Origin of the sequence: Pseudomonas sp. M47T1 (assembly GCF_000263855.1) — a bacterium.
Taxonomy (GTDB): Bacteria; Pseudomonadota; Gammaproteobacteria; order Pseudomonadales; family Pseudomonadaceae; genus Aquipseudomonas.
Genome location: NZ_AJWX01000006.1, coordinates 180,743 through 204,421 on the forward strand (window position 1 = coordinate 180,743; position 23,679 = coordinate 204,421).

Annotated in this window: 15 protein-coding genes; 9 read left to right on the top strand and 6 right to left on the bottom strand. The window is 62.1% G+C overall.

The genetic code is table 11. The features are described 5' to 3' along the window. Positions 1–48: 48 nt before the first annotated feature. From PMM47T1_RS09685 to aceE, 5 genes are all read right to left on the bottom strand, one after another. A complete protein-coding gene (locus tag PMM47T1_RS09685) occupies positions 49–2,739 on the bottom strand; it encodes a sensor domain-containing phosphodiesterase (RefSeq protein WP_008368129.1) in 2,691 nt (896 codons plus the stop codon). Between the two features lie 537 nt (positions 2,740–3,276). Then, on the bottom strand, positions 3,277–3,888 hold the full coding sequence (locus PMM47T1_RS09690) for a GAD-like domain-containing protein (RefSeq protein ID WP_008368131.1): 612 nt from the start codon (positions 3,886–3,888) through the stop codon (positions 3,277–3,279). A gap of 9 nt (positions 3,889–3,897) precedes the next feature. Next, positions 3,898–5,259 (bottom strand): DUF6861 domain-containing protein, encoded by a 1,362-nt coding sequence (locus PMM47T1_RS09695; protein ID WP_043300894.1) that lies wholly within the window; start codon positions 5,257–5,259, stop codon positions 3,898–3,900. A gap of 467 nt (positions 5,260–5,726) precedes the next feature. Next, complete coding sequence (gene aceF / locus PMM47T1_RS09700) at positions 5,727–7,679, bottom strand: dihydrolipoyllysine-residue acetyltransferase (RefSeq protein WP_008368136.1); 1,953 nt, start codon at positions 7,677–7,679, stop codon at positions 5,727–5,729. An 11-nt stretch (positions 7,680–7,690) separates the two neighbouring features. Then, complete coding sequence (gene aceE / locus PMM47T1_RS09705; RefSeq protein ID WP_008368138.1) at positions 7,691–10,336, bottom strand: pyruvate dehydrogenase (acetyl-transferring), homodimeric type; 2,646 nt, start codon at positions 10,334–10,336, stop codon at positions 7,691–7,693. Between the two features lie 381 nt (positions 10,337–10,717). On the opposite strand from aceE, the gene glnE reads away from it, so the two are divergent. The 8 genes from glnE (at position 10,718) to PMM47T1_RS09745 (ending at position 20,751) form a co-directional block, all read left to right on the top strand. Then, positions 10,718–13,657, top strand: a complete 2,940-nt coding sequence (gene glnE, locus PMM47T1_RS09710) for a bifunctional [glutamate--ammonia ligase]-adenylyl-L-tyrosine phosphorylase/[glutamate--ammonia-ligase] adenylyltransferase (RefSeq protein WP_008368139.1) — start codon at positions 10,718–10,720, stop codon at positions 13,655–13,657. A 138-nt stretch (positions 13,658–13,795) separates the two neighbouring features. Beyond that, positions 13,796–14,845 carry a lipopolysaccharide heptosyltransferase II gene (waaF, locus tag PMM47T1_RS09715; protein WP_008368141.1) on the top strand — a complete coding sequence of 350 codons (1,050 nt, stop codon included), beginning with the start codon at positions 13,796–13,798 and terminating at the stop codon, positions 14,843–14,845. Between the two features lies 1 nt (position 14,846). Continuing rightward, the gene (waaC, locus tag PMM47T1_RS09720; RefSeq protein WP_008368142.1) at positions 14,847–15,908 is read left to right on the top strand and encodes a lipopolysaccharide heptosyltransferase I; all 1,062 of its coding nucleotides are present in this window, start codon (positions 14,847–14,849) and stop codon (positions 15,906–15,908) included. Then, positions 15,908–17,032, top strand: coding sequence for a glycosyltransferase family 4 protein (locus PMM47T1_RS09725; protein ID WP_008368144.1), 1,125 nt, complete (start codon positions 15,908–15,910; stop codon positions 17,030–17,032). The genes waaC and PMM47T1_RS09725 overlap by 1 nt, the downstream gene beginning before the upstream one ends. Beyond that, positions 17,029–17,835 carry a lipopolysaccharide core heptose(I) kinase RfaP gene (rfaP, locus tag PMM47T1_RS09730; protein WP_008368146.1) on the top strand — a complete coding sequence of 269 codons (807 nt, stop codon included), beginning with the start codon at positions 17,029–17,031 and terminating at the stop codon, positions 17,833–17,835. The genes PMM47T1_RS09725 and rfaP overlap by 4 nt, the downstream gene beginning before the upstream one ends. Next, positions 17,835–18,569: a lipopolysaccharide kinase InaA family protein gene (locus PMM47T1_RS09735; RefSeq protein WP_008368148.1), complete on the top strand. Its 735-nt coding sequence runs from the start codon at positions 17,835–17,837 to the stop codon at positions 18,567–18,569. Before rfaP ends, PMM47T1_RS09735 begins: the two co-directional genes overlap by 1 nt. Continuing rightward, positions 18,566–19,318 (top strand): lipopolysaccharide kinase InaA family protein, encoded by a 753-nt coding sequence (locus tag PMM47T1_RS09740; protein ID WP_008368150.1) that lies wholly within the window; start codon positions 18,566–18,568, stop codon positions 19,316–19,318. Before PMM47T1_RS09735 ends, PMM47T1_RS09740 begins: the two co-directional genes overlap by 4 nt. Beyond that, on the top strand, positions 19,318–20,751 hold the full coding sequence (locus tag PMM47T1_RS09745; protein ID WP_008368152.1) for a lipopolysaccharide kinase InaA family protein: 1,434 nt from the start codon (positions 19,318–19,320) through the stop codon (positions 20,749–20,751). The genes PMM47T1_RS09740 and PMM47T1_RS09745 overlap by 1 nt, the downstream gene beginning before the upstream one ends. Before the next feature lie 130 nt (positions 20,752–20,881). Here the strand turns inward: PMM47T1_RS09745 and PMM47T1_RS09750 are convergent, their stop codons facing one another. After that, positions 20,882–22,993 carry a TonB-dependent receptor family protein gene (locus PMM47T1_RS09750; RefSeq protein WP_008368153.1) on the bottom strand — a complete coding sequence of 704 codons (2,112 nt, stop codon included), beginning with the start codon at positions 22,991–22,993 and terminating at the stop codon, positions 20,882–20,884. A 428-nt stretch (positions 22,994–23,421) separates the two neighbouring features. Here PMM47T1_RS09750 and PMM47T1_RS29745 point away from each other — a divergent pair, with 428 nt between their 5' ends. Further along, positions 23,422–23,589: a hypothetical protein gene (locus tag PMM47T1_RS29745; RefSeq protein WP_157212977.1), complete on the top strand. Its 168-nt coding sequence runs from the start codon at positions 23,422–23,424 to the stop codon at positions 23,587–23,589. Positions 23,590–23,679 lie beyond the last annotated feature (90 nt).

Genomic DNA, 23,679 nt, shown 5'->3' on the forward strand with positions numbered 1-23,679 from the left:
TTGTCATCTATTGATAGACCGACAGTTTGCCCGAGAGTAGCGCGGATGTCAGGCGCCCGGGCCGCGAGGGTAGCGTTTGAGCTTGCGCAGCAATTCATGGCTGGGGATAGGCCGGTCGAACAGGTAGCCCTGGCCCACGTCGCAGCGGTGGCGACGCAGGAAGCTCAATTGCTCGGCAGTCTCGATGCCTTCGGCTACCACTTTGAGCTTGAGGTTGTGGGCCATGGCGATCACCGCCGAGGTGATCTCCATGTCGTCCTGGTTGTCCGGAATTTCATGGATGAAGCTGCGATCGATCTTGATGATGTCGATCGGGAATTTCTTCAGGTAGCTGAGCGATGAATAGCCCGTGCCGAAGTCATCCATGGCCAGCGTCAGGCCCAGTTGCTTGAGCTGATCGAGCTGCTGGTGGGTGTCTTCGGTGGCTTCCAGCAGCAGGCCTTCGGTCAATTCCAGCTCCAGCAGCGCCGGGTCCAGGGCTTCTTCCTTGAGGATGTGGGCGATGGACGCCACCAGGTCCGGGTCGGAAAACTGCTTGGGCGACAGGTTGATTGCCACCTGCAACTGGCCCATGCCGCTGGCGATCAGGCTCTTGGTCATGCGGCAGGCCTGGCGCGCTATCCACTTGCCGATCGGGATGATCAAGCCGGTTTCTTCGGCCACGCTGATGAACTGATCCGGGCGGATCATGCCTTTTTCCGGATGGTTCCAGCGCAGCAACGCCTCCATGCCCAGCAGGCGCCCGGTGCGCAGGCACAGCTTGGGCTGGTAGAACACTTCCAGCTCATTCTGGGTCAGGGCGCGACGCAAGTTGTTTTCCACGAACAGCTTGTAGCTGGCCTCGGCGTTCAAGGCTTCGGTGAACACCTGCACCTGGTGTTTACCGTTGGCCTTGGCCTTGTGCAGGGCCAGCCCGGCGTTTTTCATCAGGGTCTGCGGGTCGCGCCCGTGCAAGGGTGCACAGGCCAGGCCCACGGAGCCGGTGACGTTGATCAACTGGTTGTCGACGAACATCGGCTTGTCCAGGGTCTTGAGTACCTGCACGGCGGTCTGGTAGCCGCTTTCCAGGTCGGTGTCATCCAGCAGCACGGCGAATTCGTTACTGGCGAAGCGGGCCAGGCTGCCGGTGGGGCTCAGGCTGTTGCGCAGGCGTCGGGCCAGGCTGATCAGCAGCTTGTCCCCGGTCTGGTGGCCAAGGCTGTCGTTGATGCGCTTGAAGTTGTCGATGTCCACCAGCAGCAGGCTGATCGGGCTGTCGCTGTCGCGGGCAAAGCGCTCGTCCAGGTTACGGATGAACGCAGGGCGGTTGCCCAGGCTGGTCAGGTTGTCGGTGTAGGCCAGGCGCTCGATGCGCTGCTGCGCCAATTTGCTCTGGGTGATGTCTTCGTAGATGCCGATGTAGTGCGTCAGCTCGCGGTTGTCGCCGTACACTTTGGAAATCGACAGCTGGCCCCAGTAGGGTTCCAGGTTTTTGCGCCGGCTCTTGAACTCGCCCTGCCAGCTGTTGCTGTTGGCCAGGCTTGAGGGGGCGTCGAATAGAATTTCGCTGAGGTTTTCCAGCGCCGGCAGTTGCGACAGCCGTTGGCCGTGGACTTCCTCGGTGCTGTACTGAGTGATGGCAGTGAAGCTGGGGTTCACGTACTCCACCACGCCTTCGCAATTGACCAGCAGAAAAGCGTTGGCACTTTGCTCCACCGCGCGCTGGAACAGGTGCAGGGCACTGGTGGCGGTGCGGCGGTTATGGTTGCTGATGACCTGGGCGAACTGGTCGGCCAACTCGCCGGCGAAGGCAATCTCGTCGGACTGCCAGGGGTGCGTCTCGCCGGTCTGCTCCAGGCACAGCACGCCCACCACCTGACCGTCGATGCGGATGCTGGCGTCGAGAATGGCGTTGATATCCCGTGCTTGCAGGCTCTCGGCCATTTCTTGGGTGCGCGGATCACAGCTAGTGTCGTTGACATCGACGGCGCGGCTGGTGTGCAGCGCTTCCAGATAGCTGGGGTAGCCGCTGAGGTCTATGACGTCAGGGTGCTCGTACTCGTCGGTGATGGCGTTGTAGGCGGCCATGGGTTCCAGACGCTGGTCCACGAGGTTCCACAGTCGGGCGCCGTCAATCTTGTAGATTTCGCACGCGCTGCGGGTGATCAGCTGCCCGGCTTCCAGCAGCGGGTCGCTGGTGCTGTAGCGCTGGCGCGCCAGGCGCAGTATCAGGTCTTGCTGGGCGCGCACCCGCTCCAGATGCTGCAGTTGTTCCTGCTGGGCCCGCTGGTTGAGTTCCAGGGCCACCTGCAGGCGGGTGTTCTGGCTTTCCAGGTCGCCATGCCCCAGCGGCCACTCGCCGGCCAGGGTCTCCACTACCAGCAGGTAGCCGCGCAACAACTGGCGGTTGTGCTGTTTGTAGGGCTCGCCGACTTCCAGAAGCGCCAATGGCCCGCTGGAGGTGTGCAGCGTGTAACGCACCAGGTAGTGAGGCTTGTTGGCCAACTGCAATTGAATGGCGTCGTGCAACTGATAGCGAGCTTCGGGCTCCATGAGGCTGGCGTAGGGCGAGCCAACCAGCGCACACAGCTCCGCTGCGGGCAGGCCGAATTGGCGCTCGCAGTTGGGGTCCAGGAACAGCAGAGCCCAGTTGGCTTCATTCAGCCGTTCGAAACGCAGCATACCCAGGCGCGAGGGCACCGGTAACTGCGTCACTACCTCGGCCGCCGTACGGCTGGCGGCATCGGGTTGGCTTTTCATGGAGAGCTCGCTTCAAGAGTGCTGGTCACGCACGGCGGGTAAAAAACCCCCAGGGTCCGGGCGCGTATGGCAAGGTTGCATCATGGCGCTCAGGCTGACAAGCAATACAGTGGCTCCGTGCCTGTATCGTTATCGGCAGCGTGATCCGATACTTCAATTTCGGGTGAAAATCAGTGTTTGTGGTGGGTTTGTTGACGCCACTGACCGGGTGGTTCTGGGATGAAACATGGGGCGACAATAATTTGCTGCCCGGCAAACAGGGGGGCGATGTGATCTCACAGGCGTAACTTGCCCGAAACAAATGTGCGGCCCGGCTCTGCCCGGGAAGCGCCGCGTGGTCTCATGTGCGCTTTTCGAAAGCTTCTTGTTTCGCGGGAGTGAATTCGCAACATTCTCCAAAACTCCTCAACAGTAAGCGCGTTCAGCACGCTCTCCTGCCCTTCCAACTGCCGCTCAGACTCGCCGTAAGCGTCCAACTCACCTATCCGATCCGCGACCATAAGGACGATCACCCGTCACCAAAAGCGCGAATAAAACTCAAAATCCGTAAGATTGTAAATCTGAAATTTGAGACAGAAAAACGAGGTGCTCGACGGCCTTGACCTTCTGAATATCTTCGATTTCGCCGCGCCCACCTAGCGTAAGCGCCGGAAAAAAACCATACATCTCATCCGATTCAAGCACGCCCAGCTTTTTCTTTGCTGAGGTAAACATATCGCAAAAATCATTATCCCTCACTCCTTTCAGCATAAAAAACGACTCGACCGCTTTGTCCAGTTGATTAGGAACAAACAATGATTCTCGCTCAATGTAACGAGATGCATAAGCCGCGATCTTCAACGAAGGCCCAGTGTTCTCCCCCCATAAATAAAGCAACCCAAACGCACTTCGTGCGATAACGTGAAATTTGTCTTTAGCATCCAGCGGGGTCTCTTCTAGCCAGGAAGAGACTACGCCCTCATAGCGCTCAGGATCCACGGTCCAAAAAACACCGTCCCCATAGCCGGCCCACCCGTGCTCCTCCCAATAATTTATTAATTTACTTGGTAGTCTTCCTTCATAACGTCTGATACTTGATGCAGGTACTTCGCAGCGGCCTACGGTGCCTATGCTAAAATTACCCAAAAACATCTTAAATGCTTCATCCATTATGTTCTCCTAGCAACGGGTGAGCTTGACATTAAGAGTGGTGCTTTTTCGCAGGTGGGGTGACACTTGTTCAGCTGCGCCTTTTAGTTTTTCTATTTTAGTCTTCCATTGAGGTCCGATGGTGGAATTAACTTGACGATCACCAAAATCTGAAATCGCATCTTTGCCCCCGGCGCTAAGGTCTGGATTGTGCAGCGCTGCCAAATTTGCCATCGTATTCTTGGCTTTAATGGTCGCCATTTTTCTAGCAGCGGGGCCTGTCATTTCTTGAAAGAACGATTCAAAAAATCGCTCAATCAACACTTCCTCAAGCCTTCGCCGCGCATCTCTCGCGATCTTCCCATTTCTCGCAACAGGATTCGCAACATTCTCCAGAAACTCCTCCACAGTGAGCGCATTCAGTCCACCTTCCTGCCCTCCCAGCTGCCTCTCAAACTCGCTTACCTTGAACTCTGGCAGTCTATCCGCCTTGAAACAGTCCACATGATGCAAGGGCATGGTTTCAGGGTTAGCCTTGCCCTTCCTGGTCTCTTTGTCCCTCTGGGGCTCAAGCTCTGGTGACCTCTGATGGGGTAATCCACGCTGTTGCTCCCGTGGCTTGAGGTCCGGATGCTGCTTAAGCCGTTCTTCATGGTTGAGCATCCACTGCGCGATCCGCCCGCCGCGTTTGCTGTCGCGCATCTGGCTGGCCAGTACGCTGGCGTTGCCTGCTCCGCGCGCCAAGTAAGCAGCCATTGCGCTGAGCACCAGGATGATGAGGTTTTCATGGGCGTCGGCGACCATGCTGGCCGCGAACCAGGCGGCATTGCCGTCATCAGAGAAGTTACCCAGCAGTGACGAGGATTGTTCCCGGGGGCCATTCCAGGCTGTGCGTATGCCTTGGGCGTAGGCATCCAGCACCGGCGGTAGGCCTTTGGTGATGTCCTCAGCCAGGGCTGCCAGCCCCATGACCCCGACGATCCAAGTGCCTACTTTTAGGCCGAACATACCCCCGGTGACGGCCCCTGGCGCAGCACCGACCCCACCCAGAAACAAGCCTGCGACCGAGCCGAGCGCAGCGCCGGTCAGGGCGCTGGCAGCGATCAGCTTCGCCAGATCTTGCGCGGCGTCGAGCAGGTCGGCCAGGACTGTCTGAATATTCAGGTTGGCGAAACGTTGCCGCAGCTTTAGGGAAGCCTGGACGTTAGCGAGAAAACAGGCTTGCCGTACACACCTGACTCTGCGGTTAACCAGCGCTGGGCTTGGAATGTCGTTGAAAAAGGGGCGAGAGGGATGGTGGATGTTCCCTGCCGAGTAAGTAGTGGCGAATCGATCCCCACCTGCCATGCTTTCGATGTCGAACCATGACGGAATGCGTCCCCAGGTTGGCACTGGTCATGCCTGCGATGGACGTTGGCGGGCCGTAAGCGCATTCACGATGCGTTGGTCTGGTTTCGGGCAGGGACGGTGGAAGGTTGGACTCATGGGTAGCTCCTTATTTTTGGAGCTGCCACGCTAAAGAAAGGATTAAGGGAAAGAAGCCGGACGATTCCGAGGATATGAAGGGAAGTTTCCTAAAGCCTCGGGGGTAATGCCAATGGCTATGTGCCCGTAAATAGCCATGGTGAGGCTCCTGCTAAGTAGTCAAAAAGAATGACTGGGCATCATGCACAAGGGGCGAAGTTTCTGGCGTGCGCAGTCAGTGGCATCTCCGCAGTCCGCCTTGTTGGCATGACAGCAGATCGATTTCGCGCCGTTTTAAAAGCAAAAAAAGCCCCGCCAATCGGCGGGGTTGAGGTACGAGCGTGGCGCTCGAAAAAAAGGCTGCCTCCCGCGCGGGGGAGGCAGCTAGCAGCGGTTTACAGCAGCATGGTGCGGATGTCGGTCAGCAGGTCGCCCAGGCGCTTGGTGAAGCGCGCGGCGGCGGCGCCGTTGATCACGCGGTGATCGTAGGACAGCGACAGCGGCAGCATCAGTTTCGGCTGGAAGGCTTTGCCGTCCCAGACGGGTTGGATGGTTGCCTTGGACACACCCAAAATCGCCACTTCCGGCGCGTTGACGATCGGCGTGAAGCCGGTGCCGCCAATGTGGCCGAGGCTGGAGATGGTGAAGCACGCACCCTGCATGTCGTCTGCCGACAGCTTTTTGGTCCGGGCTTTTTCAGCCAGGGCCGCAGCTTCGGCAGCCAGTTGCAGCAGGCTCTTCTGGTCGACGTTCTTGATGACTGGTACCAGCAGGCCTTCAGGGGTGTCTACCGCGAAGCCGATGTTAACGTACTTCTTGCGGATGATGGCCTTGCCACTTGGCGCCAGGGAGGCGTTGAAGTCCGGCAGTTCCTTGAGCAAGTGGGCGCAGGCCTTGAGCAGCAGCGGCAGCACGGTCAGCTTGACGCCAGCCTTCTCGGCTACGGCTTTCTGCGCAACGCGGAAAGCTTCCAGCTCGGTGATGTCGGCCTGGTCGAACTGGGTGACGTGAGGCACGTTCAGCCAGCTGCGGTGCAGGTTGGTGGCACCGGCCTGCATCAGGCGGGTCATCGGCACTTCTTCGATTTCACCGAAGCGGCTGAAGTCCACGACCGGAATCGGCGGGATGCCTGCGCCGCCGGTAGCACCTGCTGCGGCAGCAGGCGCTTCCTTGGCCTTGGTCATCATTGCCTTCACGTAAGCCTGAACGTCTTCCTTCAGGATACGGCCGTGTGGGCCGGTAGCGCCGACAGCACTCAGCTCTACGCCGAACTCGCGGGCCAGTTGGCGAACCGCCGGGCCTGCATGAACCTTGGCACCCGAGGCAGCAGCCGGAGCGGCAGCAGGGGCTGGCGCAGCTTCGGCCTTGGTGGCTGGTGCGGCGGCCGGGGCGGCGGCAGGTGCGGCCGCTTGAGCCGGGGCGGCAGCGGGGGCTGCGCCGGCGACTTTCAGCTTGAGGATCAGGTCGCCGGTGCCGACTTCGTCGTCCAGCTTGACGCTGATGCTTTCGACCACGCCGGCAGCTGGAGAGGGAATCTCCATGCTGGCCTTGTCCGATTCCAGGGTGATCAGCGATTGATCAACTTCAACGGTATCGCCGACTTTGATCGACAGCTCGATGATCTTGGCCTTGCCCGACGAGCCGATGTCCGGCACGTGGATGTCCTGCACGCTAGGCGCAGCGGCGGCAGCGGCCGGAGCCGGTGCAGCAGCGGGTGCCGGGGCGGCAGCAGCAGGTGCGGCAGCCTGGGCCGGTGCGGCGGCTGGGGCGGCGCCCGCAACCTTCAGCACCAGGATCAGGTCGCCGGTACCCACTTCGTCGTTCAGCTTGACGCTGATGCTTTCGACCACGCCGGCTTCTGGAGACGGGATCTCCATGCTGGCCTTGTCCGATTCCAGGGTGATCAGCGATTGATCAGCCTCGACGGTGTCGCCGACCTTGACCGAGATCTCGATGATCTGGGCCTTGCCCGACGAACCGATGTCCGGCACGTGCACGTTCTTGCTGGCGGCGGCAGTGGCGGGGGCCGGTGCGGCAGCCGGGGCTGGCGCGGCTGCTTGAGCTTTTGGCGCAGGTGCGGTGGCTGGGGCGGCGGGCGCGGGCGCTGCGGCAGCGCCCTCGACTTCCAGTTCCAGCACGTCGTCGCCTTCTTTCAGGCGGTCGCCCAGCTTGACCTTGATGGCCTTGACCACGCCGGCCTTGGGAGCAGGGATTTCCATGCTCGCCTTGTCCGACTCAAGGGTCAGCAGGCTTTGGTCGGCTTCGATGCGGTCGCCGACCTTTACCAGCAATTCAATTACTTCACCTTCACCGCTGCCGATGTCAGGTACGCGAATGATCTCGCTCACGGAAAATCTCCTCAGCAGTCCAGTGGGTTGCGTTTTTCGGGGTCGATACCGAACTTCACGATGGCCTCGGCCACCACTTTAGGTTCGATGTCGCCACGATCAGCCAAGGCTTCCAGGGCAGCCAGCACAACGAAGTGACGGTCGACTTCGAAGAAGTGACGCAGCTTCTTGCGGCTGTCGCTGCGACCGAAGCCATCGGTACCCAGGACTTTGAATTCCTTGGAAGGAACCCACTGACGGATCTGCTCGGCGAACAACTTCATGTAGTCGGTGGAAGCGATGACCGGGCCCTTACGGCCAGTCAGGCACTCTTCAACGTAGGTGGCGCGAGGCTTCTGGCCTGGGTGCAGGCGGTTGAAGCGCTCGGCGGCCAGGCCGTCGCGACGCAGTTCGTTGAAGCTGGTGACGCTCCACACGTCGGCGCCAACGTTGAACTGCTCGCGCAGGATCTTCGCCGCTTCGCGCACTTCACGCAGGATGGTGCCCGAACCCAGCAGTTGCACGTGGTGGGCCGCTTCCTTCTTGTCTTCTTCGAGCAGGTACATGCCCTTGACGATGCCTTCCTCGACACCGGCCGGCATGGCTGGCTGCTGGTAGGACTCGTTCATCACGGTGATGTAGTAGAAAACGTCCTGCTGCTCTTCGGTCATCTTCTTCATGCCGTCCTGAATGATCACCGCCAGCTCGTAGCCGTAGGTTGGATCAAAGGTGCGGCAGTTCGGGATGGTGCCCGCCAGGATGTGGCTGTGACCGTCTTCGTGCTGCAGGCCTTCACCGTTCAGGGTGGTACGGCCGGCGGTACCGCCGATCAGGAAGCCACGGGTGCGGCTGTCGCCAGCGGCCCAGGCCAGGTCGCCAATACGCTGGAAGCCGAACATCGAGTAGAAGATGTAGAACGGCAGCATTGGCTGGTTGTGGCTGGAGTACGAAGTACCGGCGGCGATGAAGGAGCTCATGGCGCCCGCTTCGTTGATGCCTTCTTCAAGGATCTGACCTTTCTGGTCTTCCTTGTAGAACATCACCTGGTCTTTATCGACTGGCTCGTACAACTGGCCTACAGAGGAGTAGATGCCCAGTTGGCGGAACATGCCTTCCATACCGAAGGTACGGGCTTCGTCCGGGATGATCGGAACGATGCGCGGGCCGATTTCCTTGTCCTTGACCAGCTGCGCCAGGATGCGCACGAAGGCCATGGTGGTGGAAATTTCACGGTCGCCCGAACCGTCCAGGATCGCTTTGAGCGTGTCCAGTGGCGGGGTAGGGACGCTGAAGCTGTTGGCGCGACGCTGTGGCACGAAACCGCCCAGGGCGTTGCGGCGCTCGGCCAGGTAACGGGCTTCGGCGCTGTTTGGCTCTGGCTTGAAGAACGGCAGGTTCTCAAGCTCCTCGTCCTTGACCGGAATGTCGAAGCGGTCGCGGAACAACTTCAGGCTGTCGACGTCGACTTTCTTGGTGTTGTGCGCGGTGTTCTTCGCTTCGCCCGCACCGGTGCCGTAACCCTTGATGGTCTTGGCCAGGATGACGGTAGGCTGTTCCTTGTGGTTGACCGCTTCGTGGTACGCCGCGTAGACCTTGTACGGGTCGTGGCCGCCACGGTTGAGCTTCCAGATTTCGTCGTCGGACAGGTCGGCGACCATGGCCTTGAGTTCTGGCGTGTTGAAGAAGTGCTCACGCACGAACGCGCCGTCTTTGGCCTTGTAGTTCTGGTACTCGCCGTCGATGACTTCGTCCATGCGACGTTGCAGGATACCGTCCACGTCCTTGGCCAGCAGTGGGTCCCAGAAACGGCCCCAGATGACTTTGGTGACGTTCCACTGGGCGCCACGGAACACGCCTTCCAGTTCCTGGATGATCTTGCCGTTGCCGCGAACCGGGCCGTCGAGGCGCTGCAGGTTGCAGTTGATGACGAAGATCAGGTTGTCCAGCTTCTCGCGGCCGGCCAAGGAGATAGCGCCCAGGGATTCTGGCTCGTCGCACTCGCCGTCGCCCAGGAAACACCAGACTTTCTGCTTGCCTGGCTGGATGAAGCCGCGGTGTTCCAGGTACTTCATGAAGCGTGCCTGGTAGATTGCCTGGATAGGGCCCAGACCCATGGAAACGGTCGGGAACTGCCAGAAATCAGGCATCAGCCAAGGGTGCGGGTAGGACGACAGGCCCTGACCGTCCACTTCCTGGCGGAAGTTGTTCATCTGGTCTTCGGTGATGCGGCCTTCCATGAACGCGCGGGCGTAAACGCCTGGCGAGGTGTGGCCCTGGAAGTAGATCAGGTCGCCGCCGTGCTCGTCGGTCGGGGCCTGGAAGAAGTAGTTGAAGCCGATGTCATACAAAGTGGCACTGGAAGCGAAGCTGGAGATGTGACCGCCCAGGTCCGAATCCTTGAGGTTCGTGCGCATTACCATCGCCATGGCGTTCCAGCGCACCAGCGAGCGAATGCGGCGTTCCATGAACAGGTCGCCAGGCATGCGTGCTTCGTGGGTGACGGGGATGGTGTTGCGGTATGGCGTGGTGATTGCGTAGGGGAGTTGCGAACCACTGCGGGTGGCCAACTCGCCCATGCGAGTCATCAGGTAGTGAGCGCGGTCTTCGCCTTCTTTGTCGAGAACCGACTCCAGGGCGTCCAGCCATTCCTGGGTTTCGACGGGATCGAGGTCTTGCATGGCTTGCTCCAGGGCGGAAAGGCTTCCAGAATCGAAGCCAGAGTTTGCGACGGCCTTGTGGGCAGACGATATAGATTCTTGGATTACCGGGGGGTTGTGCCGGCGTCGTGTAGTTTTACTACAAATCGTTGGTCATTTCATGCGTTGACATTACGACCATCGTAGTAAAACTACAGGCAGAGGGCTTTTGGCCACCTGTCTCGTTGTGAGAAAAATCGTTAACGTGAGTTAAAAATAAGTCCTCAAAAGGTCGGGTGTGATGCTTTCTGCCAGGAAATATCAAATTTCAGCTATTTCTAACTTTTGTACGACAGTCCAACCGGCGGGAATCATTCGCCCGGTGTCGTCCAACCCCCTTCGCACGCCGATCAAGGATAGACCATGAGCCTGCCAATGCCGGTTGAATTGCCGGCCACTTTGACCCCGCTGGTTGCCCGCAACCGCCAGACGTTCGAAGCCGCCGTGGCCGTGCTGGAGCGCTCCGGCGAATTGGCCGGCTGGCCAGCGCAAACCTGGCAGGCGTTCGATCGCGTGTGTGCCGCCAGCGACTTCGTCATTCAGCAGGCCAGCGCCAGCCCGGCGATTCTGCTCGACCTGGTGGCCAGCGGTGAACTGCAGCGCAGTTTTGCCGCCGGCGAGTTATGCGCGCAAATTGCCGATGCCGTTCAGGTGGCCACCAGCGATGATGAGCTGGGCCGCCAACTGCGCCGCCAGCGCGCCCGCCAGCAGGTGCGCATCATCTGGCGCGACCTGACCCGTCAGGCTGATCTGGTGCAAACCTGCCGTGATTTGTCGGACATGGCCGACGCCTCAATAGATGAAGCATATAAATGGTTGTATAGACGTCATTGCGATCAGTTCGGCACGCCCAAGGGGCGCCGCACTGGCGAAGCGCAGCACATGGTCATCCTCGGCATGGGCAAGCTGGGCGCGGTGGAGCTGAACCTGTCTTCGGACATCGACCTGATTTTCGCCTACCCCGAAGGCGGCGAGACCGAGGGCGTGAAGCGCCCGCTGGACAACCAGGAGTTCTTCATCCGCCTGGGCCAGCGGCTGATCAAGGCGCTGGACCCGGTGACCGTCGACGGTTTCGTGTTCCGCGTTGACATGCGCTTGCGACCCTATGGCTCGGCCGGCGCGCTGGTGCTCAGCTTCAATGCGCTGGAGCAGTACTACCAGGACCAGGGCCGCGACTGGGAACGCTACGCCATGATCAAGGCGCGCGTAGTGGCCGGCGACCAGCAGGCCGGCGCGCAGTTGCTGGACATGCTGCGGCCGTTTGTCTACCGGCGCTACCTGGACTTCTCCGCCATTGAAGCGCTTCGCACCATGAAGCAGCTCATCCAGCAAGAAGTGCGGCGCAAGGGCATGGCCGAAAACATCAAGCTGGGTGCCGGTGGCATTCGCGAGGTGGAGTTCATTGCTCAGGCGTTTCAACTGATCCACGGCGGTCGTGATCTCAGCCTGCAACAGCGGCCGTTGCTCAAGGTACTGGCTACGCTGGAGGGGCAAGGCTACCTGCCGCCGGCGGTGATCAGTGAACTGCGCGAAGGCTACGAATTCCTGCGCTACACCGAACATGCCATCCAGGCCATTGCCGACCGCCAGACCCAGATGCTGCCGGACGGCCAGGTGGATCAGGCGCGCATTGCCTTCATGCTCGGCTTTGCTGACTGGAACAGCTTCCACGCCCAGCTGATGCATTGGCGCGGCCGCATCGATTGGCACTTCCGCCAGGTCATCGCCGACCCGGATGAAGACGAGGGCGATGAAGGCGAAGTGGTGGTGGGCGGTGAGTGGTTGCCGCTGTGGGAGGATGTGCAGGACGAAGAGGCGGCGTGCCGGCAGTTACAGGACGCCGGCTTCAGCGACGCCACCAAGGCCCTGCGCCAACTGGCCGGCCTGCGCGCCAGCCCGCAACTGCGTGCCATGCAGCGCATCGGTCGCGAACGCCTCGACGCCTTCATCCCGCGCCTGCTGGCCCAGGCTGTGGAACACGACAACCCCGACCTGGTGCTGGAACGCGTGTTGCCGCTGGTGGAAGCCGTGGCCCGCCGCTCGGCCTACCTGGTATTGCTCACGGAAAACCCCGGGGCGCTGCGCCGCCTGCTGACCCTGTGCGCCGCCAGCCCATGGATTGCCGAGCAGATTGCCCGTTACCCGTTGCTGCTCGATGAATTGCTCAACGAAGGGCGGCTGTTCAGCCCGCCGTTGGCGCCGGAACTGGCGGCCGAGTTGCGCGAGCGCCTGACGCGCATTCCCGAGGACGACCTGGAACAGCAGATGGAGGCCCTGCGCCACTTCAAGCTGGCCCACAGCTTGCGCGTGGCCGCCTCGGAAATTGTCGGCAGCCTGCCCCTGATGAAGGTCAGCGACTACCTGACCTGGCTGGCCGAGGCCATTCTTGAACAAGTCTTCATGTTGGCCTGGCGCCAGACTGTGGCGCGCCACGGCCTGCCCCAGCGCGCCGACGGCAGCGCCTGCGACCCCGGTTTCATCATTGTCGGCTATGGGAAGGTGGGCGGCATCGAACTGGGGCACGGCTCGGACCTGGACCTGGTGTTCATCCACGACGGCGACCCCAACGCCGAGACTGATGGCGTCAAACCCATCGACGGCGCGCAGTTCTTCACCCGTCTGGGCCAGCGCATCATCCACCTGCTGACCACCCAGACCAACTCTGGCCAGCTTTACGAGGTGGACATGCGCCTGCGGCCATCCGGGGCCTCGGGCCTTTTGGTCAGCTCGCTGAACGCTTTTGCCCGCTATCAGGAAAACGAAGCCTGGACCTGGGAACACCAGGCGCTGGTGCGGGCCCGGGTGCTGGTGGGCTGTAACGGCGTGGCGGCCGAATTCGAGAAAGTGCGGGCACAGGTACTGGGCCGCGAGCGTGATTTGCCCAAGCTGCGCGCCGAGGTCAGCGAGATGCGCGCCAAGATGCGCGACAACCTGGGCAGCAGGGCCACGGCTGCCGGAACCGCAGCCAATGCCTTCGATGCCACGGCACCGTTCGATATCAAGCAGGATGCCGGTGGTATCGTCGATATTGAATTTATGGTGCAATACGCGGCCCTGGCGTGGTCCAGGGATTATCCGGCGTTGCTCAAGTACACCGATAATATCCGCATTCTGGAAGGGCTCGAACAGGCCGGGTTGATACCGGCCGAAGACGCGGGCCTGTTGCGAGAGGCCTACAAGGCCTATCGCTCGGCAGCTCACCGGCAGGCGCTGCAGAAGCAGGCCGGGGTGATCGCCGGCGATCAGTTTGTCGCCCAGCGAAGGGAAGTGCTGCGCATTTGGGCCGGTTTGGGCTTGAACTGATGTAGCAGTCACGGGCTTGGAGCCTGAAGGCTGACAAGGGGCGCAGACGGTCAAACTGCGCCTGACCAAAAGACAAGACGGGGAGGCCAGGCTGTACACCAACGGCCTGTTGCCTCCTCGGTCGTTTCTGGAAAAAGCATGAAAATTCTGATCATTGGACCCAGCTGGGTTGGCGACATGGTGATGGCGCAGACACTGTTCCAGTGCCTCAAGGTGCGCCACCCCGACTGTGTGATCGACGTTCTGGCCCCCGAGTGGAGTCGGCCGATCCTTGAACGCATGCCAGAGGTGCGCCAGGCCTTGAGCTTTCCGCTCGGCCACGGCGCGCTGGAATTGGCCACGCGGCGCAAGATCGGCAAGTCGCTCAAGGGGCACTATGACCAGGCGATTCTGTTGCCCAATTCGCTGAAATCGGCGTTGGTGCCGTTTTTTGCCGGCACCCCCAAGCGTACCGGATGGCGCGGCGAGTTCCGCTATGGCCTGCTTAACGACGTGCGGCGCCTGGACAAGGCCAAGTACCCTTTGATGATCGAGCGCTTCATGGCCCTGGCCTTCGAGCCGGGTGCCGAGTTGCCCAAGCCGTATCCGCGCCCCGAGCTGCGTATCGAGCCGGCCAGCCGTGACGCGGCGCTGGCCAAGTTCGGCCTGGCGCTGGACCGTCCGCTACTGGTGCTGTGCCCTGGCGCCGAGTTCGGCGAGGCCAAGCGCTGGCCGTCCGAGCACTACGCCAAAGTCGCCGAGATGAAGATTCGTGAAGGTTGGCAGGTCTGGCTGTTCGGCTCGAAGAAAGACCACCCGGTGGGCGAGGACATTCGCAGCCGGCTGATTCCGGGCCTGCGCGAAGAATCGGTGAACCTCAGTGGCGACACCTCGCTGGCCGAGGCCATCGACCTGATGTCTTGTGCCGACGCCGTGGTGTCCAATGATTCGGGGCTGATGCACGTGGCAGCGGCGCTGAATCGCCCGCTGGTGGCCGTATACGGTTCCACGTCGCCAGGCTTCACGCCACCGCTGGCTGACCAGGTTGAAGTGGTGCGGCTGGGCCTGGATTGCAGCCCGTGCTTCGAGCGCACGTGCCGCTTCGGGCACTACAACTGCCTGCGCCTGCTGGAGCCACAGCGGGTGTCTGACGCCCTGCAAAAGCTTGAAGGCCCGGCCACGGTCGAACTGACGGTCGGGGTCGATTAAGTTGCGGGTATTGTTGATCAAGACCTCGTCCCTGGGCGATGTCATTCACGCGCTGCCGGCGCTGACTGATGCGGCCCGGGCCATTCCGGGCATTCGCTTTGATTGGGTGGTGGAAGAAGGCTTTGCCGAAATTCCCACGTGGCACCCGGCTGTGGATAAAGTCATTGCGGTGGCTATTCGCCGCTGGCGCAAGAACGTTTGGGAAACCATCAAGACAGGCCAATGGCGACGCTTCAAGCAAAGCCTGGCCGAGCGTAAGTACGACTTGGTGATCGATGCCCAAGGCCTGCTGAAAAGTGCGCTGCTGACCCGTTACGTCAAAGCGCCGATCGCCGGCCTTGACCGTGAGTCGGCCCGTGAGGCGCTGGCCAGCCGGTTCTACGACCGACGCCTGGCCGTGGGCCGGGGCCAACATGCCGTTGAGCGCTTGCGCCGGCTGTTCGCCCTGGCGCTGGGTTATGACCTGCCGCCAGGCCAGGGTGAATACGGCCTGGCCGCCGAGCGGCTGGGCAATGGCAAATCGCGCGTGCCATACGTGGTGTTCCTCCACGGCACCACCTGGGACACCAAGCACTGGCCCGAGCTGTACTGGCGTGAAATGGCCGAGCGGCTGGGCCATGCCGGCATCCAAGTGCACCTGCCGTGGGGCAACCTGGCCGAGCATGAGCGGGCCCAACGTATTGCCGCAGGCTTGAAAAATACTGTGGTACTGCCCAAATTGAACCTGGCGGGCGTTGCGAAAGTACTGGTGGCCGCCCGTGCCTGCGTAGCCGTCGACACCGGCCTTGGCCACCTGGCGGCCGCGCTGGATGTGCCGACCATTTCCCTGTTCGGCCCCACCAACCCGGGGCTGACCGGTGCCTATGGCCGCGACCAGGAACACCTGGCCAGCGATTTCGCCTGTGTGCCTTGCTTGTCCAAGACCTGTACTTATCAGCCGACGCCGGAAGACCAGCGTCGGTTCGACCTTAAACGCGAGTGGCCCTTGTGCTTCACTCGCCTGAATCCCGAGCGTGTGGCGAGCCGACTAAGCGCATTGTTACTGGCTGAGGATCTTCGTTGATGCAACTGGCGTTTGTTCTATACAAGTATTTCCCTTTTGGCGGGCTGCAGCGCGACTTCATGCGCATTGCCCTGGAGTGCCAGAAGCGTGGGCACCAGATCCGCGTGTATACGCTGATCTGGGAAGGCGACGTGCCGGCCGGTTTCGAGGTGCTGGTGGGGCCGGTCAAGGCCTTCTCCAACCACCGTCGCAACATCAAGTTCAGCGCCTGGATGGAAAAGGACCTGGCCGCGCGCCCGGTCGACCGCGTAATTGGCTTCAACAAACTACCGGGCCTGGACGTGTATTACGCCGCTGACGGCTGCTACGAGGACAAGGCGCAAACCCTGCGCAACCCCATGTATCGCCTGTGGGGCCGTTACCAGCATTTCGCCGAATTCGAGCGCTCGGTGTTCGCGCCCGAGGCAAAAACCGAAATCCTGATGATTTCCGAGGTTCAGCAGCCGCTGTTCATCAAGCATTACCACACCCCGATCGAGCGCTTTCACCTGCTGCCACCGGGTATTTCCCTGGACCGCCGGGCGCCGGCCAATGCCGCGCAGATCCGTGCCGAGTTCCGGGCCGAGTTCAAGCTGGGTGACGATGACCTGTTGCTGGTGCAGATCGGTTCGGGCTTCAAGACCAAGGGCGTGGACCGCAGCCTCAAGGCCCTGGCCGCCTTGCCGGCCGACTTGAAGAAGCGCACGCGCCTGTTCGTCATCGGCCAGGACGAACCGAAGTTCTTCCAATTGCAAGCTGCTGCACTGGGCCTCAGCGACCAGGTCGATATCATGAAAGGGCGCAGCGATATCCCGCGCTTCCTGCTCGGAGCCGACCTGCTGATTCACCCGGCGTACAACGAAAACACCGGTACCGTGTTGCTCGAAGCTGCCGTAGCCGGCCTGCCGGTGCTGGTGTCGGCGGTGTGTGGTTACGCCCACTACATCGCCGAGGCCGACTGTGGCCTGGTGCTGGACGAGCCGTTCGATCAGGCGCAACTGAACCAGTACCTGTCGCGCATGCTCGCCGACCCTCAGGCGCGCGCCGATTGGGGCCGCAACGGCTTGACCTTCGCCGACAGCGCCGACCTGTACAGCATGCCCCAGCACGCCGCCGACGTGATTGTGTCCGGAGCCGCCTCATGAAGCTGATGCTTGCCGAGCCGTTCAAGACCCTGTGGGCCGAGCGTGATCCCTTCGAGGCCGTGGAGGCCTTGCAGGGCGAGGTGTATCGCGAGCTGGAAGCACGGCGCACCCTGCGCACCGAAGTCGACGGCCGGGGTTATTTCGTCAAGATCCACCGCGGCATCGGCTGGGGCGAGATCGTCAAGAACCTGGTCACCGCCAAGCTGCCGGTACTCGGTGCCGGCCAGGAATGGCAGGCCATCGAGCGCCTGCAGGAAGCCGGCGTGGCGACCATGACCGCCGTGGCCTATGGCGAGCGCAACAGCAACCCGGCCGACCAGCACTCGTTCATCATCACCGAAGAACTGGCGCCCACGGTCAGCCTGGAAGATTTCAGCATCAACTGGCGCACTGAGCCACCGCAGCCGCGCCTCAAGCGCGCGCTGATCGACGAGGTGGCGCGCATGGTCGGGATGATGCACCGCGCCGGGGTCAACCACCGCGACTGCTACATTTGCCACTTCCTGCTGCACACCGACAAACCGGTGACGCCGGATGACTTCAGGCTCTCGGTCATCGACCTGCACCGCGCCCAGACCCGTCCGGCCATTACCCGCCGCTGGCGCAACAAGGACCTGGCCGCGCTGTATTTTTCGGCGCTGGACATCGGCCTGACTCGCCGCGACAAGCTGCGTTTCCTGCGCGGTTACTTCCAGCAACCGCTGCGGCAGATCCTCAAGGAAGAAGCACGCCTGCTGGCCTGGCTGGAGGGCAAGGCGGAAAAGCTCTATGCCCGTAAACTTCGCTACGGGGACGCGCTCTGATGGCCGGTTGGAACCTTGACCCTGGCTACGCGCACCTGCAAGCCGAATTCGGCACCCTGGACGCGGTGTTCGCGCTCAAGGGTGAACACCTGACCCGCGACCCTCTGTCGGAGGTCAGCCGCGTCAACATTGGCGGAGTGAATTACTACGTCAAGCGCTACACCGGCGCCGGCAAAGGCTTGCGCCGCTACTTGGGCCGGCCACGGGTGAAGTCCGAGTGGCAGAACCTCAAGCGCTTCGCCAAGTGGGGCATTCCCACCGCAGAGATCGTCGGCTGGGGCCTTGAGCGCAAAGGTGCAGCCTTCCATCGCGGCGCGCTGATCACCCGCGAGCTGGCCAATACCGAGGACATGTCCGCGCTGGCCGACAATCACGATCCGCGCCTGAAAGACCGCAGCTGGGTGGATGGCATTAGCCAGCAACTGGCCCGTGCCACCCGTGCCATGCATGACCAGCACTTCACCCATAACGACCTGAAGTGGCGCAACCTGTTGGTGGACGACAAGAACACCCTGTTCTTCATCGACTGCCCCAATGGCGCATTCTGGATCAGCTTCTGGCTTCGCTACCGCATCACCAAGGACTTGGCCTGCCTGGACAAGGTGGCCAAGTACCAACTGTCCAACACCCAGCGCCTGCGTTTCTACCTGCAATACCGCCGCCGTCAGCGCCTTAATGCGTCCGACAAGCGCCGTATCCGTCACATCATCACGTTTTTCGAGGGCCGCGAATGAGCGACTTCTTCGCTGACGCCGAGCGCGGCTTGCTCGAGCGCCATGGCCTGGCCAGTTTCGACACCCTGTGGACCTTGCAACTGGACCCGGTGGACGAGCCCAACACGGCCCGCGGCGGTTACAGCCAGGTGTTTCGCCTGGAGCTGGAGGGTAAAGGGTTCTACCTCAAGCGCCAGCGCGGCTACCTGACCCGAACCTTGCACCATCCGTTCGGCGAGCCGACGTTTTCTCGCGAGTTTCGCAATATCCGCCGTTATCAGCAGTTGGCGATCCCGGCGCTGCAGGCAGCCTACTATGGCGAGCGCAAACTTGAGGGCGACCGCTGCGCCATCCTGATGACCCGCGCCCTGGACGGCTGGACCGACCTGGATGGTCTGCTGGTGGAGTGGGGCAGCAGCACCGCAGCGCGGCGCCAGGCCATCCTGGCTGCATGCGGTACCTTGGCGCGCACGCTGCACGGCGCCGGCCAGGTGCACGGCTGCTTCTACCCCAAGCATATTTTCCTGCGCCAGGGCGCCCACGGTTACCAGGCGCAACTGATCGACCTGGAGAAAACCCGCCCGGCGCTGTTCGGCCGGCGTGATCGGGTTCGTGACCTGGAACCTTTGCTGCGCCGCGCGCCCATGTGGGGCGAAGGTGACATTCGGGTATTCCTGGCCGCTTACCTGAACCAGGACGGCGCCAGCCCTGTTGTACAGGACTGGTTGCAGCGCCTGACGCGCCGTCGCAGCCACAAGGAGGGCCGCTGATGCGCCTGTCCGAACTCAAGCACGCCGGGCGCACCCCGGCGCTGCCGCTGAACCTGACCCTGGCCGATGCGGCCGGCAGTGCCGAGCTGCAATTGCTCAGCCTGTTGCGCGTGTTGCCGGGCCAGCGCTACGTGGGCGCGGGTATCTGGCGCGGGCGCACGGTGCTGGCCAAAGTGCTCGTGGGCCCCAAGGCCGCGCGACATTTTCAGCGTGAGCGCGATGGCGTCAAGCGTCTGGCCGACCAGGGCCTGACCACGCCGTTGTTGCTGGCCGAAGGCTTGCAGGACGGCGAGGGCGGCTGGCTGCTGTTCGAGTATCTGGAAAACGCGCAGAGCCTGGCGCAAGCCTGGGCGGCGGTAGAGGCGCTGCCGGTGCTGGCCGATGAACAGACCCAAGTGCTGGGCGAGGCCCTGGCGGCCGTCGCGCAGATGCACGCCAAGGGCCTGTGGCAGGAAGACCTGCACCTGGACAATCTGCTGCGCTGCAACGGTGAGCTGTACCTGATCGATGGCGCCGGTATTTGCGCCGAGGAAGCGGGCAAGCCGTTGTCACGCCAACGCGTGCTGCAGAACCTGGGCGTCTTTTTCGCCCAGTTGCCCAAGCCCTTCGAGCCGTTTATCGAAGAACTGCTGGTGTATTACCTGTTGGCCAATGGTGAGCATGCCTTGCCGCTGGAAGCACTGCTCAAGCAGGTGGACAAGGTACGTAGCTGGCGCCTGAAAGACTTCCTCGCCAAGGTGGGCCGCGAGTGTAGCCTGTTCGCGGTAAAGCGCGGGGCGTTCATGCTGCGTGCCATTCGCCGGGAAGAAGAACCGGCCATGCTGCCGGTGCTGGCCCAGGCCGATGCGCTGCTGGACCAGGGGCGCTTGTACAAGACTGGCGGTGCGGCCAGCGTTGGGCAGGTGCAAGCTCAGGGTCGCACCTTGGTGATCAAGCGCTACAACATCAAGCACTTCGCCCACTGGCTCAAGCGCTTCTGGCGCCCCAGCCGCGCCTGGCATTCCTGGGTGCAGGGCAATCGCCTGGCATTCCTTGGCATTGCCACGCCCACGCCGCTGGCCGTACTGGAAAAACGTTTCCTGTGGCTGCGCCGCAGTGCGTATCTGGTAACCGAGCACCTGGCGGGGCCGGACCTGATCGAGCGTTTCGCGCCCTACGTCGATACCGCAGCGGTACCCGAAGCAGAACTGACCGCGCTGGACCAACTGTTTGCCGACCTGATCCGCGAGCGCATCAGCCATGGTGACTTCAAGGGCCACAACCTGTTTTGGGACAACGGCCGCTGGTCGCTGATTGACCTGGACGCCATGTGCCAACACGGCAGCCAGGCCAGCTTCGCCCCGGCGTACGCCCGCGACCGCGCGCGCTTCCTGCGCAACTGGCCGGCCGACAGCGCCCTGACCCACATGCTCGACCAGCGGCTGCCGCGCTGAGGCCCCGAACCCGGCCGTTTTGTCAGGTATCGCGTAGGAGCGGCCGGTGGCCGCGATCCACGCTACAACGCCGAAGCGCCTGCGGACCTTTGCGCAGCCTTCGGCAGCTCCGGTACTGTGATGCCTGTGATCAGAAGCCGTATTCCAGCCCCACCCCGGCATACCACGACAACCCCGGCGCTGCTTCGTAGTAGCGCTTGTTGCTGTCGCCAACAATGACCGAGCCCACGTACTGACGGTCCAGCAAATTGTCCAGGCGCAAGGTCTGGTGGAAGGTCCAGTGGTCCACCTTCTGTTCGAACCTGGTGCGCCAGTTGAACACCGCATAGGCCGGCGCCGCCTTGTCCTGGTTGGTGTCTTCGACATACACCTTGCTGCGGTACATGCCCTCGATTGCAGTGCTGACCCAATCCTGCGGTTGCCACTTCAGCTCGCCAAACAGTGTGTCCTTGGGCACACCGGGCAGGTAGTTGCCCTTGTCTACCTGCTTGGCGCTGGTGCCGCTGCCGCTGACAAAGTCACTGTCGTAGGTGGCATTGAGGTGGGTATAGGCGACCTGCGTGCTCCAGGTGGGCGTCAACTGGCTGTCCAGCGACAGCTCCAGCCCGCGGCGCAGGGTGCGCCCGGCGTTCTGGTAGCTGGTGCGGCCGTCAGTGGATTGGGCCACCACCAGCTCATCGTCGGTGGTGATCTGGAACAGCGCGGCATTGATGCGCGTATCGGCGCCTACCTTGGCCTTTATGCCGATTTCGTACTGCTTGCTTTCCGATGGCTTGAGATCGAAGTTAAAGCCTTCGGCATTGCCTGGCGCATAGGCCATTTCCGCCTGGGTAGGCGTTTCGAAGCCCTTGCCGACGCTGACGTAGCCATGCAGGTTTTCGGTGAGCGCGTACATCACGCTCAACGATGGTGTGTTTTGCTGGTAGTCCTTGTTGCCGCTGGCGTCGCCATTGCTCAGGAACTTGTCATCAACGTCCATGCGCATGGTGCTGTGGCGCACGCCGGCCTGCAGTGTCCAGTCACCCAGCGCCCAGTTGGCCTGCACGAACGGGTCCAGGCTGGTGGCGGTGTCGATCTCGTCCCGGGCCAGGGCGCCTTTGACGCCCAGGGTGTTGCCGATGTAGTTCTGGTAGCCCTGGCGGTCATCCTGGCTGCGGTCATAGTCCAGCCCGGCGATGATCTTGAGGTCGCCGGGCGCGCTGAGAATCGGCTGAATCCAGTGCAGGCTGCCGCCGTAGAAGGTTCGATCGAAATTGACCACACCGCCGCCACGAGTGTCAGCGGCGGTGCCCTTGGGAATCGACAGGTACTGAATCACGCTGCGGGTGCCGTAATAACTGGTGACCTGCAGCGTCGCGTCACCCAAATACCGCTCGTAAGTCACCCCCAACTGCTTATGGTCGATGCTCTTGCGCGTGTTGTAGGTCAGCGCGCTGCTGGCCACCGAGCGCGGGTCGGCCTTGTAGGCGTCCCAGGTCTGGCCCAGCGGGTCCTGCGTGCCGTCCTGCTCCAGGCTGCTGTAGATCAGCGCCAGCTTGCTATCATCGTCGGGCTTGAGGTTGAGCTTGGCGAAGGTGGTGTCACGCCGCGCTGCGCTGTGGTCGCGGTAGCCATCGGTGTCCATGCGCGAGGCGTCCAGCACAAAGCCGGTGTCCTCATCGATGCCACCTTCGGCATACACATGGTTTTTGCTCATGCCGTCACTGCCCATCAGCGTCTCGGCGCCGACCTTGGGCGCGCCTTCGCCATCGCGGGAAAACATCTGGATCACGCCTCCGGCGTTGCTGCCATACAGGGTCGCGGCCGGCCCGCGCAGCACCTCGATGCGATCGGCGGTATCCAGGTTGAAGGTCGCCGCCTGGCCCTGGCCATCGGGCGTGCTGGCCGGAATGCCATCGGCAATCAACTTCAAGCCCCGCACCCCGAACGCCGACCGCGCGCCAAAACCGCGCGAGGAGATTTGCAGGTCTTGCGCATAGTTTTGGCGGTTCTGCACCACCAGCCCGGGAATGCGCTGCAGCGCCTCGGACGCGTTGATCCCCAGTTGCCCGTCGCTGATCTGCTCATGGCTGACGCTGTCCACGGAATAGGGCAGGTCAAAGCTGCTGTTCTGGCTGCGCGAACCGCTGACCACCACGGAGTCCAGCACGATTTCAGGCGTATCGGCCTGGGCCAGGGGGGTGGCCAGCAGCAGGCCGGTGAGCAGGGAGCGGCGGCGCAGGAAGGGGGGGGCGGCGGTCATGGTGGGGGCGGTCCAGGAGGGAGGAATGTACGGAGCCGGACAAGTCTACCAACACCAAGCCGTAGCCGCTGCTGACCGCGACCTCACGCCGAACATCCAAGGCGCGCCGTGGAGATATACCAGGCCATGGACTGCTGGAACCAGACCTGTGGGAGCGGGCTCTGCCCGCGAAGCGCCGCGCGGGCGGCGCGCGGTCTGATGGGCGCAGAGAAAACGTCGGCACCACGGAGTCCAGCACGATTTCAGGCGTATCAGCCTGGGCCTGGGGGCGGGCCAGCAGCAGGCCGGTGAGCAGGGAGCGACGGCTGGCTACGCATGGAGGTTCGAATCGCTGCGTACGTCTGTCTCTTGCATGACTTGAATAACACCCAATGCACAGACGATTCCTTATTTTGGTTTTCAGCATTGCACTGACAGGTTGCACCCTCATGGAATGGACTGCCGACCAGGGCTTTGGCTGGCACCCCCGTGACCCCAAGGCACGTTTCCAATGCGAAATGGACCCGCTGAAGCCCGGCTGCGCCTATTACCTCGATGACTACCAGGCGGACCTGATCAAACTGCGTGAGCCTCCGCCCCTCGCCCCAGAGGCCTGAACACCCGTGATGCCACGGCAACATGCCCCCATATGCCGCCCCCCGCACGAATGCGCTATAATCCCGCCCTTTCGCCGCCGACAGCCCATT